Below are 14833 nucleotides of genomic sequence, written 5' to 3' on the forward strand. Positions count from 1 at the left end.
CTTCTCCTTTTTGTTGATATTGCCTAGAATGATTTAGTCACAGCCATTTGGTTTTGTTGCACTATTGGTGGCTGCGTATGTTGAACTTCCATTAAGTTGAGAACAGTACAGCACTCGAACCCAGGGTTCACTGCGGCTAACTTCTCGCAGGTACTCCTCAGAAGCATCGAGTCGGTTTCCTGCGGCGTCGGTTATGGGAGTTGTGAACAGAGAGGAGAACAGGTCAGGATATTGGAACAGCAAGCCAACATCAAAACCCCATTGGCGACTGGGTGGAGACTGTTGGGGTGTCCGACCACCACCTGCGGTGTTGTAATCTTTCTTCTTGTAGCGGAACAAACTGTCTTGCTCAGACGGGTTGCGGACAGGTAAGTAAGGAGCGGTTGCATAAGCGCTTCGGAAAAGCTGCATGAACGAACCCTGGATGAACGTTGATCGGGTTGCACTGTTATTCTGTCCTTGCCAGTTTTCGAGCAAGCGGGGTAAGTTTTGTAGACCTCCATTGGTTTCTCCTGCTCGGCTCGGTACATCTCCGACAGCCATCACCATATTAAAAGTTGTGTTATTTCTGGCTCTCGGTACCCACTTCGTTCGCTGGTGCGCTGCGTTGCCTCCTGGCTCATTGTTACCGGGATTAGTATTAGTGGTGGCATAAATTTGCATCACCGGAACGAGTAGGGGTTGCTGTACTGTACCGACGTTATTACCAGTTGCAGGTAACGAGCTTTCATAGTACAGATTATTTGCATTGTATTGCCAACCATTATTATTTGATGGATTGGTTCTACTGGTCGTTGTTCTGAACCAGAGTGCATTATCTCGGGTTGCAGGAACACCAGCCGAAAAGCTTGTAATAGTGCCACCAGGATCGAACTTCTTGCTGGTCATCTTGATGTTTACAGTAGAGTAGGGGTAATAGTTAACATTTTGACCACCATCAATTCCTAGAGGCACAGGAGCATTATTAGCGTCAAGGAACAGCTTGAACTCGTTTGCATTACTTGGATAGCGCAAGAAGGCAACCCGACGGGGGAAACGTTGATCGTCTGGATCTAAAGGTTGTCTAGCAGTTGTACCTGAGAGCAACTCTGTTACCGGAGTGCCGATAGGAATTTGATCGGCTCTTATTTCTATGTCGCTGCTATTTAGTTCTTCTAAAGTTATCTTGTTGTCATTATCCTGATCGGTTCCTCTGCCGACAAACCAATCATCTGGCCCACAAGCTGAAATCATCGGCTTCCGGCAGATTTCCATCACATACTCGGGTAATTTGGCTCGTCGCTGAACGGGAGTAATAAAGTTGTTGAAGTAGGAACTGTTAGCGTTTCTTTGGTTGTCGATATATTTATCAACGTAGTATTTATCATTGAGAGCAGTTCCGCTCACAGGTGTAGGTTGGTAGAGAATTGAGTCAATAACTTCTTCTGGGTTGGTGGGGTCTTTAGAATTATCAAACCTGAACCCACCACTACTCAGACCGTTGGTAACGAAGTTATTTTCATGGAAGCCGTTAATTAGACGGGCAACCTTAGCTGTGATTGTAATACCATCATCAGTAGCATTACCATTTCCGTTGAAATCTAAGTCAAAATAATCTTCATCAACGGTTTCCTCAGCACCATTTCCATCAAAGTCACTAGCTACGCTTCCATTTTCGGAATAAGTAATCGCACTACCTGCATTGCTTCTGAGGTCGAAGTCTCCTTCGTTACGGTAGCCCGGACGGAAGTCAGCCGAAAGGATATTGAGTGCATCGGCTAACACTTTGGCGGGTCGCCATTCATCTCCCTGACCGTCACAACCGTCTTGGCCTTGACGACAAGCAAATGCTCCGTTGCGTCCCGTGCGTCCGTAGAAGTTGTTCCAGTAGCTATTTCCATCTGACAGACTATCAGAGGTGAACTCCTCCTGCGTGTGAAGGTTAAAGTCTCCTTTGATATAAACCGGATTGTTGCTAGCCAGAAGCAAACCTTTTTCAACCTGCGGATCACTCGCTTGGTTATCACCCCGAGCCAATTTTTCTCCATTAACTAACATAATGCCATTGGGTCGGCGGCTTGGATCGAGTTTAAAGTCGGTGCGGCTGACCAAATCTCGGGTTACTTTGTCAATGTTGCCGTCATTTCCGGCTACTCGGTGGCTCCAGTCTGGTAGAGCATCTTCCCGACTCGCATAGACAACCCCGCTCATGGGCAGAATGTATTCTGTTTGGGGACCCTTTGGAGACTTTTTGCTGTATGATGCTTTTCGCATTTGATCCAAATCTAGGATGGTCAGACGCACTTCCAGAGGCTGACGTTCTTCTAGAGGTAAGTCGTATTCGGTGGAAAGATTATCGCTGTCGCCCAAATCACCCTTAAAAGTAAAGGTTTCGTCAATATCTGTATCGGGGTCATCCTTTGTAACCGCTTTAACTTGACGAGCATCCAGAATGGCAGTTTCGTAAATCATGCCATTGGTAATTCCGTCAGGATCGGGTCCCAAGCTGACTAATTGTGGTTGTGATGGATTTTCCTCTGCCAAAATACCCAAGGAACACATCGCCGTATCGATCGCCGCTTGTTCGGCTAGAGAGCGATCTGCTTTCTGCAAGGCACTTCGCAACAGTTCGTTAGCAAACCGACCATCAGGAAAGACCATGTTAGCTTGTTTGGCGAGAGTTCCTTCTAGGTTTGTTCCCTCTGTAAATAGCCCATTGTTACCGGGTGTTGCCGAGCCGGGACGGGCTGTGGTTGGTGGCCCGTAGACAATACCGTTATTGGAGCGTCCATCCGGATCTTCATTCCAACCCAAACCCGGAGCGTTCCTAGCTGTAATATTTGTACTGGGGTCGTAGTAGCTGCTAATACAGGCGATCGGTTCTTGTCTCTCGGGCGGGTCGTTTTCTTCTGCATCTTCAACGCCGCTACTAGCGTAGTGATAGACTGCCGTTGCTCTCATCCGCAAGTCGCCTCGGGCAAACTGAGCGTTACCTGTTGGTAGGAGATTGGGTACGTCTACCCACTTAGGATCATTAGGATCATTATCGTATACCTGCGAACCCGGAACCGGAGACATGGGCATAGTGTCCGGCCAAACAACTGTATAGCTCTCTGTGTTCGTCGTGTCTGGGTCATCGTAGGTCTGACCTACAGGAATAGGCGGGGGAAGAAAGGATAGTTCGCGATCATAAATTCCCGCACCCGTAATCACTCGCAGACCCCCGAAACCTTCCGTTGGCGTTTCGGGTAATTGAGCCGCAGCTCCTTCCCAAAATCCATCTCGGTCAATTGCTCCCACCGAAGGTAAGGGGGTGACTTGAGAGGGACGAAGCCGTTCGGCTTCAATTATATTGCCCTGTTGGTCAGACCATTTGCCGTAAATGACTGATGCGGTTTCAAAACTGTTGGTCGTTGCATTGAAAATTTTGGCGGGGAGGTTGTTGCCCACTTTTACGCGATCGCCCAATAAGTATTCGATCGAATCTTCATTGAGATCAGGGTCAACTGCTTTGAGTTGATTTTCTCTAATTGTTAAGTTGGTTTCTTCAAAAGGGTTCGTCAGTTCAGCGTTAGGTCGGAGTTCGTTTCCGGTTCCCTCCAGTGTGGTATCCAAAGTTAGTGGGTCTGCCGTTTCCGCAATATCTTCAAAGGGAAGTCTGCGGACGCGATCGCGAAAATAAACTTCCAGAGCCTTGCGCCGACCTATTGCTTCGGTTAAAGTCTGAACGTCATCAGGATCGGTGTCTACTACTGCATTATCATCGGCATCAGGATCGGCGATCATATTGGTAACGAGGTTAGCGATCACTGTTTCGTAAGCGTTGCTGTTATTCCCCACCGCAGAAGATGCGTCGTTTGTAGATCGATTGTTATTACTAATGCTTGCCTGTCCCTGAGCGTTTTCTCCTCGATATAGGTCTACATCAGCCTCTCCCGTGCGATTGTCTTCTATCGTCCCGTTGAATACGTTTCCACCAATGAGAATTTTGCTGTTTTCAGGATCGTCATAAAAGCAGGAGTTCTCTCCACTGATGAGAAATAGATCAAATGCGTTTCCACCCAAAGGAACGACGAACATATTCCCGTTGGCAACTATGCGACCGTTGAGGCGAAACGCAGGCCCGGGAGCGATTTCTAGGTCGCCATCGTAGACCACAGCGTTGTTATCTAGAGACTGTCGAACCAGATCCTGTTGGTACTCCAATGCGGAGAACCCTTGAGAACCTTGTCCTCCTATTGGAACCGTTGTGGTGTAGACAAAAACACTTTGTTTAACCCGGTTGCCGTATTTGACCCAGTTCACCAACTCCCCAGCCAGGGGTTTACCCTCAGCATTCAGTTGGATCGCACAGTCGGGATCGCTGAGTGCATCTATGGGAGGCATCGGTTGCGCTCTGGCATCTAAAGATCCCCGTTCTTCACCCGCAGGAACGCTATAAAAAATTCCATAGAGGGTATAGCTATCATTGTTATCAATCTTTCCATCGTTATTAATATCAACTGGGAACCGCCACCCTGTTGTGATTGTATTATTCGGATCTTTTAGATCGGTTAATACCAGTCTATCTTCGTCGGCAAAATCGTAATCGGGTCTTTCGAGCAGTGTCCTCAGTTTTCGTGCCGGGGGGGTTGTGCGAGGTCTGGGGTCTAACAATTCTGCGTCTTCTATCGCTTTTTGAATCTTGGCTTTCGCCCGATCAAGTGCGGGTGCTGCTGCTGCGATCGCCGCTTCATCCACCCGTCGATACTGAGCAAACTTTGCCCGCTCCATCGACCGAAACAATATCGCCACACTCAGCAACACCACCACCAATATTACCATCGTTACTGTTGGCAAGACAAACCCCGCCCGACCATAGCGATCGCGACGGTTGACTCTCATCCAAGTTCTCAACAGCGATCGCATCAGCCTTTGAATGATTCTCTCTATAGACCGATACACATTCTGTAACAGAGATAGTATTGACAAATTTGACTTATTATGCTTAGACATAGACTTGTCCTGACTTTCAGTCGAGTTTAGTTTGCTGGTGGTGGGATGAGGACAAAGCCACAACCCTAGTTATTGTTTACTTCGAGGAAAAAAGGCACCGTTTGCTGATTTCAAGCTCAGTCGTTTAATGTAAAATCTAGGTTTGTTATTATCTTTAATTTTAAGATCCCACCGTTTCCGTTTCCCGAGAGGGAAAGTTAGATAAAGTTACGGTTCGGGGGACACAATCGACCAGAAAAAATCCAGTCCGATACACCTTTTATAGATAGCAAATCTTTTGGCAATTGGGGCATTCCCCCTATCACACCTCTAGTGTGTGATCGATCACACTCCTGATACATCTGTCACAAGTACAGAATTTATTGTTATTCTTCCCAACTTCAGCAAAAAAGCGATCGCTGTCCATTAAATTAACCCCATTGCCTTCTGTCTGTCGAGTTGGTGGGAAATCGCCCCCTAATCCCTAATTCTGGGGAAATCGCCCCCTAATCCCCAATTCTGGGGAAATCGCCCCCTAATCCCCAATTCTGGGGAAATCGCCCCCTGACCCCCAATTCTGGGGGAAAGATAGAAGTCACCCATTGTTGCAGGATTTAGGGGCTACTGGGAAAAGATTAAAAGTCCCCCATTGTTGGGGGATTGAGGGGGCGATCAGGATTTAGGGGCTACTGGGAAAAGATTAAAAGTCCCCCATTGTTGGGGGATTGAGGGGGCGGAGATTGAAATCAAGACTAAAACTTATTGAGATTCAGCCCGGCTTCTTTTGCCATTGCGTGAATCCCTTTCGTTTCTAGGGTTTTAATCGCCTTCGTCGAAATTTTCAGTCTCACCCAACGCTTTCCTTGAGGCCACCAAACCCGTTTCCATTGCAAGTTTGGCTGTTGTAACTTGTGGGTACGACGGTGGGAGTGAGACACAGCCATCGCGTTATTTGCTTTTTTCCCAGTAAGCTGGCATCTACGAGACATAAAACCTCCAAATTAACATTATTACTGACAAGTCCAAACCTTTATTATATTGCCTCAACCGCAGAACCCAGAAATCTGTGATTCTCACTTGAGTTCTCAAATTTTGTTAATCTTAAAGCCATATCTGCAATTTTGCGAAGGGTCTCAAAGATTCTTCGTTTAATTGTCACCCTGAGAGCAGCAAAGGGTCTCAAAGATTCTTCGTTTAATTGTCACCCTGAGAGCAGCGAAGGGTCTCAAAGATTCTTCGTTTAATTGTCGCCCTGAGAGCAGCAAAGGGTCTCAAAGATTCTTCGTTTAATTGTCACCCTGAGAGCAGCGAAGGGTCTCAAAGATTCTTCGTTTAATTGTCGCCCTGAGATCAGCGAAGGGTTTCAAAGATTCTTCGTTTCACTCACAATGACATTTACCATCAATTAATTGTCACCCTGAGAGCAGCGAAGGGTCTCAAAGATTCTTCGTTTCACTCAGAATGACATTCACCATCAATTAATTGTCACCCTGAGAGCAGCGAAGGGTCTCAAAGATTCTTCGTTTCACTCAGAATGACATTCACCATCAATTAATTGTCACCCTGAGATCAGCAAAGGGTTTCAAAGATTCTTCGTTTCACTCAGAATGACATTCAGAAGGAGTTGGGGGAGAGGTTAATTAAACCGCCCGTTGGGTTAACTCAGTTAACACATGATTTGACCGTTCTACAAAAGATTTCATCCCGTTTGCATCAAAGCCTTTTTGTGCCATTAATGCCAAGTCATAAACATGGTGACAAATCATATCTGCCAATTCTGCGGAAGGAGATTCAGCCCCTTCTATACTTCCTTGACTCAAGTTAGCGAGATTTTGAATTAAGGGATGAGAAGTATTAACCAACAGAACATGATTGTCGGGAAAATCTGCTTTTTGTTGCTGCATTAATGCAGTCATATCCTGTAACCGTCGCATCGCTTCTGGAAGTAAAACCATCGCTGGTGGTGTGTCTTCCGATTTCAGCGCTTCGGTGCGAATATTCACACTCGGTTTATTGAGAGATTTCTCAAACAATTCTTTGATTTGTTCGCTGCGAGTTTTATTGGTTTTGGGATCGACAATTTCAGTTTTATTGCTGTCTTTATCAATCAACTCATCGTTAATCTCTGAGTCTACTCGCTGGAATTTGACATCGCTGTGTTCCCGTTCCAGGAAGCTAATAAAGTGAGTATCGATGAAAGAATCCAGGAACAACACTTCCAAGCCTTGACTCTTGTGCAGTTCTATATAAGTCGCTTGGGCAGCTTCTTCGGTGCAGTAAAAAACACTATTTTCATGGCGTTCTTTGTTGCGTTCTAGATATTCGTTTAAAGTGGTGTAATAGTTTCCTTGTTCGTCAAAACTACCCGCAGTATTTTCTGAAGACTCCCAAGCATCATCTGCTTCTTCGGGTTTTTGGCTGTCGGTGGGTTCGGGTTTATAAGTTGTTCGGAAGACGAGAATATCTTCAACTTGCTTTTTAAACTTCTCGTCGTTGAGAGAACCGAACTTGACAAAAGTACCGATGTCTTGCCAACAGCGAATATATTCTTTGCGATCGTCTCGATACACTTCTTTTAAGCGATCGCCAACTTTTTTAGCAACATAATCGGCAATTTTCCGAACTGTGCGGTTGCTTTGTAAAGCACTCCGAGAAATATTGAGAGGAATGTCGGTACTGTCAATTACGCCCCGCAACGGTAGCAGGAATTTAGGAATGATTTCTTCGCAGTGTTCGCTGACAAAAACTTGGTTACAAAAGAGTTTAATATTCCCTTGGCTAACATCAACATCGGGCTTGAGTTTGGGGAAGTAGAGAATACCGTTGACAATAAAAGGATAATCAGTATTGAGATGAACCCAGAGGAGAGGATCTTCTTGGAAGGGGTAGAGATAACGGTACAGATCGAGATAATCATCGTCTGTGAGGTTACTGGGTGACTCTCTCCAGGGTGCTTTTTGGCGGTTGAGGGTTTCACCGTCCATCTTGATCGAGACGGGCATAAAGTCGCAATAGGTTTTCACCAGTTGACGAATGCGACTTGCTTCGGAGTATTCGAGTTCATCATCCATCAAGGTGAGGGTGATGGTGGTGCCGCGTTGGGTGCGGTTGGAGTCTTCGAGTTTAAATTCGGGGGAACCATCACAAGTCCAGTGAACTGCTTGCGCTCCCTCTTGGTAAGATAGGGTATCGATTTCGACTTGTCGAGCAACCATGAAGGACGAATAAAAGCCTAAACCGAAATGTCCGATAATGGCGTTATCCGCGTTGGATTGATATTTCTCGATGAATTCTTCGGCGCTGGAGAAGGCGACTTGGTTGATGTATTTTTTGATTTCATCAGCCGTTAAGCCAATGCCGTTATCGGTGATTGAGAGGGTTTTGTTGTCTTTGTCAACTTCGACGATAATTTCAGGTTCGCCTGTTTCGCCGGAGTATTCCCCAGTACGGGCGATGGTTTTGAGTTTGGAGATGGCATCAACGCCGTTTGAGACGAGTTCCCGAAAGAAGACTTCGTGATCAGTGTAAAGGGATTTTTTGATGATCGGGAAGATATTCTCGGTGTGGATGGTAATCGTTCCCTGTTCAAGTACGGTCATAGGTTATACTGCTAATTATAAATACGGTATTCAGCAACCATTGTGTGCGATCGCGATCCCTTTTGGTGAATAGGATCACCCCCAAGAAAGGATACGGAAATCCGTATTTGGGTGAGTTAGCGGCGATCGCGGATGGGTTAAAGTGGCATCTGTTGGAGAGTTGTATTCACTTCGGATACACGCTCTCGGATATACTGTTGTTGTGAGGAGTCAAAGAGTTTTTCAAATTTATTCGATTGAGAACGACTAATGCCTTGAGTATTGACAGTTCGACCTCCACTTTGCAGCAATAAAGGTTGAGCAGCATTACTATAATTTTGAATGATATTTTGGTCGTAAATAATCCCAATAAAGTTACAGATTTTTTTTAAAACTACTTCTGGATCTGCGGTTAAATGTTCATAGGTAACGAGGTGATGATTGGGTTGATTTTGATAGCTTAAACTAATGTTTACGGCTTGTTGCCAATGCTCAATACATTGATCGATTTCCCATTTTCCATCCCAAGCCTTTGGGTAGCGGTGTGTGACCTCATACAAGGACGCCACAACGTCGGTTCCACTGCGTAAGAGATGAATTATTTTGACATTAGGAATATACTTTTTGATAGTATTAATATAAAAAATATGTTGGGGGGTTTTTTCGAGAAAAATCTGTTTGTCTTGTTCTTCCGTTAAAAGAGTGAGAATTTTGATAAATTTCTGTGCATATAGAGATTGTAGAGGAATCTGAGGAAAATGGGTGAGCAAATCGGGGCGACCCAGATGTTCAGTAAAATAAGTCTTCAGCCAGGGCTTTAACTGTTTAGAAATTAATCCCAGTTTCTTTCTCCGAAGTTCATATTCTGGGGTACAATACTGAAAAAACTGAGACTCAGGAAAGGATATAATCTCAGGATGAGCCGCGAGTAAGCTTTGAAGTAGCGTTGTACCGGAGCGGGGACATCCAACCAAAAAAACAGGTGTTTTGGACTGTACTCTCATTTCTAGCACCAAGCTAAACGTTATTGAAACCCGGAGCAAATTGGAGATGCCACAAGTTTCTGTTATTATTCCAGTATACAACGGTGAAAAGACTATTCGAGAAACGATTAAATCAGTTTTAGATCAGACTTTTACTGATTTTGAATTGATTATTATTAATGACGGTTCAACAGATAAAACTCCTGAAATTTTAGAAAATATTTCCGACTCTCGGATCAAAATATTTTCTTTTACAAATTCCGGTTCATCTACGAGTCGAAATCGGGGAATTGATCGCGCCTCGGGTAAATATATTGCTTTTATTGATGCGGATGATTTATGGAAACCAGATAAACTTGAGGCTCAATTTAATACCTTACAAGCGAACCCAGAAGCGGCTGTTGCTTACAGTTGGACAGATTATATTGATGAAACGGGTCAATTTCTTCGTCGTGGCCCTCATTGTAATTTTAGCGGTAATGTTTATGCCAAGTTATTATTAGCAGATTTTATTGGAAGTGGCTCTAACCCAATGATTCGGACGCAGGTATTTTCTGAAGTGGGAACATTTAATGAATCCCTTCGTTATGTAGAAGATTGGGAAATGTGGTTACGTTTAGCGGCGCGTTATTCGTTCGTTGTTGTGCCATTTGTTCAAGTTTTTTATCGAAAATATGCCTATTCTATGTCTTATAATGTTTGGGGAATGGAAGCAGCCAGTTTACAAATTTTAGAACAAGCATTTGCTGAGGCTCCAAAATCTATTCAATCTCTGAAGGCGACTTGTTTAGGAAATCGTTATAAAGGTTTAACAACGATGGCGCTAGAAGCCAAACCCGAACGGCTTCGCGCTTTGAAAGCGGCTTCTCTATTTTGGAAAACAGTTGGTTATGATTCATCTCTAGTCAAAACTCGAACTTTCTACAAAGTGCTACTTAAAATTACAGCAATGGCAGTGTTACCTTCTTCATTAGCCCAAGCTTGTTTTACTCGGTTTGAACGGGTATTTAATACAACAACGTTATCTGGATATGCACGCTTAGATGATCGCTAACAAACTTTTAATAGACATTTTGAGTACAAAAGGAAATTGAGATAAAAGATGAGATTCATTTTGAGTATAATTCCAAAGATAACGAACGGCTTCTAAGCCTTTGTGGGATTTTGATCCGGCTAGTGTTTTCCAGAGTAGATACTTATAAAGATCCGCCAAACTCTCTTTTTTGAGATATTGAAGTGATGGGGGTGCTTGATGATAGGATTTTTCTAAAACTCTCAAGCTTTCAAGTTCGAGTTTGCGAACGTTAGTTGTACTCGAATGAGGAGAAACTCGATAGAGAATTTGGGTTTTCGGAATGTTGACAAACTCATAATATTTTGAAAGCCGAATGCACAGTTCCCAATCTTCTCCGCCACTAATTGACTCATCAAACCCTCCAACTTTGAGGTAAGCATCTTTACGAATTAAAAAATTAGAACCATTTTCTAAAGCATATCGAACTAATAGTTTTTCATAAATATTGCCATTTAATGTAATATGTCTACCTAAATAAATGATTTTATCAGATTCATTAATATAGTCTGTCCAGCTATAAGCAACCGCAGCGTTTGGATATTCTTGTAAAGCTTTGAGTTGCAATTCTAATTTATCAGGAGTCCACAGATCATCCGCATCAATAAAGGCTAAAAACTCACCCGAAGATTTGTTAACGCCTCGATTTCGTGCGGCTGAAACACCTGCATTTAGAAAAGAAAAAAGGGAGATGCGATTATCTTTTATTTCGGCAACGACTTCTTTTGTACTATCCGTTGAACCATCATCTATAATGATTATTTCCCAATCTGAAAAAGTTTGGTTTAAAACAGATTTGATTGTTTTTTTAATTGTTTTTTCTGCATTGTATGCAGGAATAATCACAGATACAGGTACCATGTTTTTATTTTTAATATTGAAAAGTGATTTTGTTCGGTCATATTTTGTGTAAAATCAAGTTCTGTTCAAGTAATAGTGAAAAGGACTAATTGCACTCGCCCAAAAAAATTCGAGTTCACAGGCATTAACTAAGTCTGATTTTGCTTTTTTATTATATTTAACTAAATGCAGAATAACTCTTTTTAAACTCCCGAACATCACCCGCAGAAATAAAAGAGGTTTTTGCCAGCTTTTAACTAAAATAACTCTAAACCCAAAAGTACATAGACCATAGCGATGTGCTAAAGATAGCAAGTAGCTTCTTTCTAGACGTTCAGCAGGAATCCAATGATTTAAGTGCATAGCAGAATTGTACCAAATTTCCCAACCTTTCCGATGTAGATAAATAGATAGTTCACAATCATTATCTCCTCTACGGGTAGCCATTAATTCAGGGTTAAAATTATCTAACCACGCTTTTCGACGAAGAACTAACCCTGCACCAGATGGAAGTTGTAGTAATTCTGGATTAAACTGAAATGATTGGTCGCCACTTTCACGAATTGCTAACAGAATATGTGCAACTCTTTTGAAGTTTTCAGGAGGTTCTGTTTGATAAAGTGCATGAATTTGACCTCCATAGATACCTGCTTTATGGTGCTTATTTCCAAATGAATAAGCTTGTAAAATCCAATCTGAATTCGGAAAGTTATCATCATCTAGAAAAGCAATCAATTCACCTTGACTCTCCTCAATTCCCCTATTTCGAGCAAATACAATTCCCTGCTGATGCTCAAAAACATATTTTAAAGGTGCTTTGACATTCCAACTCTTTTGAAAATCTTGAACCACTTGAGGGGTATGATCACTGCTATTATTATCAACAACAATAATGTCCCAGTCTATTTCCTCTGTTCCCATTTGCGATCGCAATTTTTCCAACACTTGAGGTAAACGATCAGCACCGTTATAAGTTGGAATGACGACTGATAAATCCATTATTTACTCCTTGAATTGGTTAACTGGTTTGCTGTAGCTTGAGAATAAAGTAAAATGGACTGAGTAATCTACCGATTAGGAACTGCATTTCACTAGCAGCCACAACCTCAGTGCGAATGGCAATTTTATACTTAAACAGATGGATAATAATCTTGCGGAGATCGTTGAGTAAGTAAGCAACGGCTATCAATGGCTGTTGCCACTGAGGGTATTTTAGCATTCGGATAGCGTGACTACTCAACCCGACTCCAAAACACAATTTCATTAAATAGTCTTTTTCTAAGCGTTGGCGAGGAATACAATGATAAACAACCATGTCTGAACAATACCAAATTTCCCATCCGGCTTGCTGAATATATCGTAATGCTTCTAAGTCTTCACTGGCTAACATTTTACCCCCAACTCGACCCGCAAGAACTAACTGTGAGGGAACATTTTTTAACCAAGCTTCTCTACGAACGACTAAACCCGCTCCCGGTGGTAGTATTTTTTTTCCAGGCTCATAAAGAGAGGGTTGGTTTCCTCGTTCTGTTAAAGCGAGAAAGGAGGCGATGCGTTCAAAGTTTTCCGGAGGAGTGACTTCAAACTTTCCGATAACTCGACTTCCAAATGCACCGACTTGAGGATGAATTTGAGTGAATTTATAGGCTGCGGTTAACCATTGAGGTTCGGGATAATTATCATCATCAAGAAAGCCAACCCATTCACCTAATGCTTCTGTTATACCCCGTTGTCGAGCGAAAGCTAAACCTTGTTGGGCTTCAAAAAAGTATCGTAATGGAACGTTTGATAACCAATTTTGCTGATACTGTTTAACCACTTCAGCCGTGTTATCGGTGCTGTTGTTGTCAATAACAATAACTTCCCAGGAGACTTGCTCAACATCGGTTTGCGATCGTAATTTTTCGAGTACCTGGGGTAAACGTTTTGCACCATTGTAGGTTGGGACTGCGACTGTGAAATCCACCATAACCACTTGTTTGTTTAGGTTTGAAGTGATTCGCTTTCAGCCGATAGGCTCTCTGTTAATAGAGAACTCAGATAGATCGAACTGCATTATTAATATATCTCAATTTCACCCGATGAACCAATGTTTTCCTCTCAGTTGAAGGTTTTAGGTTCTATACTAATAAGTAGCTCTACCCGGATGCAGATTTAGGATGCCAAAAATATCGATTATTCTTCCTGTCTATAACGGTGCAACAACGATTCAAGCCACAATTGATTCTGTTCTCCAGCAAACGTTTTCAGATTTTGAATTGATTGTTGTTGATGATGATTCAACTGATAATACTTTAGAAATTATGTCTCAGTATACAGATTCTCGCATCCAGGTTTTGTCTTGTCCTCATCGGGGTGCAGCAGCTAGCCGGAACCGAGGACTTCAGCAGGCTTCTGGGGAATATATTGCGTTTTTAGATGCTGATGATTTGTGGGCGCCTGATAAACTCGAAGCTCAACTCAACGCTCTACAAACCAACCCCAAAACCGCAGTTGCTTATAGTTGGACCGATTATATTGATGAGTCGGGGAATTGGCTAAAAGCAGGTAGACATACGAGAGTCAATGGAGAAGCCTATGCTCAGATGCTACACTTTAACTTTCTGGAAAATGGTTCTAACCCTTTGATTTGTCGTTCTGCTCTCGACGATGTGGGAGATTTTGATGAGTCTCTGACAGGGGGACAAGATTGGGATTTATACTTGCGTTTAGCGGCTCGTTATCTGTTTGTCAATGTTCCGGCTGTCCAGATATTTTACCGCATTCGCAGTAACTCAATATCTTCTCATACTACTCGCCAAGAACAACAAGTTGTGAAAGTCTTAAACCGGGCTTTTTCGCAAGCTCCCGCCAGCCTACAACCGTTAAAGCGAAAAAGTTTGGCTCTTGTTTATAAGTATCTTGTGTGCAGAACCCTTGACCTTTTACCAAATCGTTCTAACGGTTGGAAAGCTTTACGACTAATCATGATTTATATTGGCTACGAACCCCAACGAGTCAAACAGTCGAAGTTGATTTTCATTCTTTTACTCAAAAGTATTGGTTTGATCCTAACCCCTCAATTTCCCCAACTCCTCCAACAACTCAAACGTCTCATTCACTCAGAAGTTCATGCTTCGGGTTGAATTGTTGTGGAAATTGCCGTTAACTGAGAGGGAAGTTTTTCTTCTTTTTCAGAGCTTTTGGGTTGACTGGTAAAAGACAAACCTTCCTCTAAACGATCAATATAAATCGTATCTCCAGCCACATACTTTTGTTCTAATAATAAATTCGCAATCGGATTTTCTAACTCCCGTTGAATGGCTCGTTTTAACGGTCTCGCTCCATAGACTGGATCGTACCCCACTTCTGCAATATAATTCATTGCCTCTGGAGACAACACCAAACTAATTTTTTGATCGACTAAT

10 protein-coding genes are annotated in these 14833 nt (G+C 43.0%); 2 read left to right on the forward strand and 8 right to left on the reverse strand.

Translation table 11 applies throughout. The annotated features are described in order from the left end of the window. Positions 1-33: 33 nt before the first annotated feature. The 4 genes from hpsA to M595_RS04600 form a co-directional block, all read right to left on the reverse strand. The gene (hpsA, locus tag M595_RS04585) at positions 34-4974 is read right to left on the reverse strand and encodes a hormogonium polysaccharide biosynthesis protein HpsA (RefSeq protein ID WP_040483559.1); all 4941 of its coding nucleotides are present in this window, start codon (positions 4972-4974) and stop codon (positions 34-36) included. Between the two features lie 731 nt (positions 4975-5705). Further along, the gene (gene rpmB / locus M595_RS04590) at positions 5706-5942 is read right to left on the reverse strand and encodes a 50S ribosomal protein L28 (protein ID WP_040483560.1); all 237 of its coding nucleotides are present in this window, start codon (positions 5940-5942) and stop codon (positions 5706-5708) included. A gap of 651 nt (positions 5943-6593) precedes the next feature. Further along, a complete protein-coding gene (gene htpG, locus M595_RS04595; RefSeq protein WP_023064849.1) occupies positions 6594-8552 on the reverse strand; it encodes a molecular chaperone HtpG in 1959 nt (652 codons plus the stop codon). A 137-nt stretch (positions 8553-8689) separates the two neighbouring features. Beyond that, complete coding sequence (locus tag M595_RS04600) at positions 8690-9535, reverse strand: sulfotransferase family protein (RefSeq protein WP_023064811.1); 846 nt, start codon at positions 9533-9535, stop codon at positions 8690-8692. A 46-nt stretch (positions 9536-9581) separates the two neighbouring features. On the opposite strand from M595_RS04600, the gene M595_RS04605 reads away from it, so the two are divergent. After that, positions 9582-10568, forward strand: a complete 987-nt coding sequence (locus M595_RS04605) for a glycosyltransferase family 2 protein (protein ID WP_023064834.1) — start codon at positions 9582-9584, stop codon at positions 10566-10568. Here M595_RS04605 and M595_RS04610 read toward each other — a convergent pair. From M595_RS04610 to hpsE (M595_RS04620), 3 genes are read right to left on the reverse strand one after another with little or no spacing between them, the layout of a single operon-like run. Next, on the reverse strand, positions 10554-11447 hold the full coding sequence (locus M595_RS04610; RefSeq protein WP_023064886.1) for a glycosyltransferase: 894 nt from the start codon (positions 11445-11447) through the stop codon (positions 10554-10556). The genes M595_RS04605 and M595_RS04610 overlap by 15 nt on opposite strands. Positions 11448-11501: 54 nt before the next feature. Then, positions 11502-12425: a hormogonium polysaccharide biosynthesis glycosyltransferase HpsE gene (gene hpsE / locus M595_RS04615; RefSeq protein ID WP_023064891.1), complete on the reverse strand. Its 924-nt coding sequence runs from the start codon at positions 12423-12425 to the stop codon at positions 11502-11504. Between the two features lie 19 nt (positions 12426-12444). Continuing rightward, positions 12445-13395, reverse strand: coding sequence for a hormogonium polysaccharide biosynthesis glycosyltransferase HpsE (gene hpsE / locus M595_RS04620; protein WP_023064808.1), 951 nt, complete (start codon positions 13393-13395; stop codon positions 12445-12447). A gap of 190 nt (positions 13396-13585) precedes the next feature. Between hpsE (M595_RS04620) and M595_RS04625 the strand changes: the two genes are divergently transcribed. Then, complete coding sequence (locus tag M595_RS04625) at positions 13586-14551, forward strand: glycosyltransferase (protein WP_023064787.1); 966 nt, start codon at positions 13586-13588, stop codon at positions 14549-14551. Here M595_RS04625 and M595_RS04630 read toward each other — a convergent pair. Further along, positions 14536-14833: ClpB D2-like domain containing protein (locus tag M595_RS04630; protein ID WP_023064889.1), on the reverse strand; the 298-nt coding region annotated here is incomplete at its 5' end. The two genes, M595_RS04625 and M595_RS04630, sit on opposite strands and share 16 nt — an antisense overlap.

The organism is Lyngbya aestuarii BL J (genome assembly GCF_000478195.2).
In the GTDB taxonomy this organism is placed as follows: domain Bacteria; phylum Cyanobacteriota; class Cyanobacteriia; order Cyanobacteriales; family Microcoleaceae; genus Capilliphycus; species Capilliphycus aestuarii.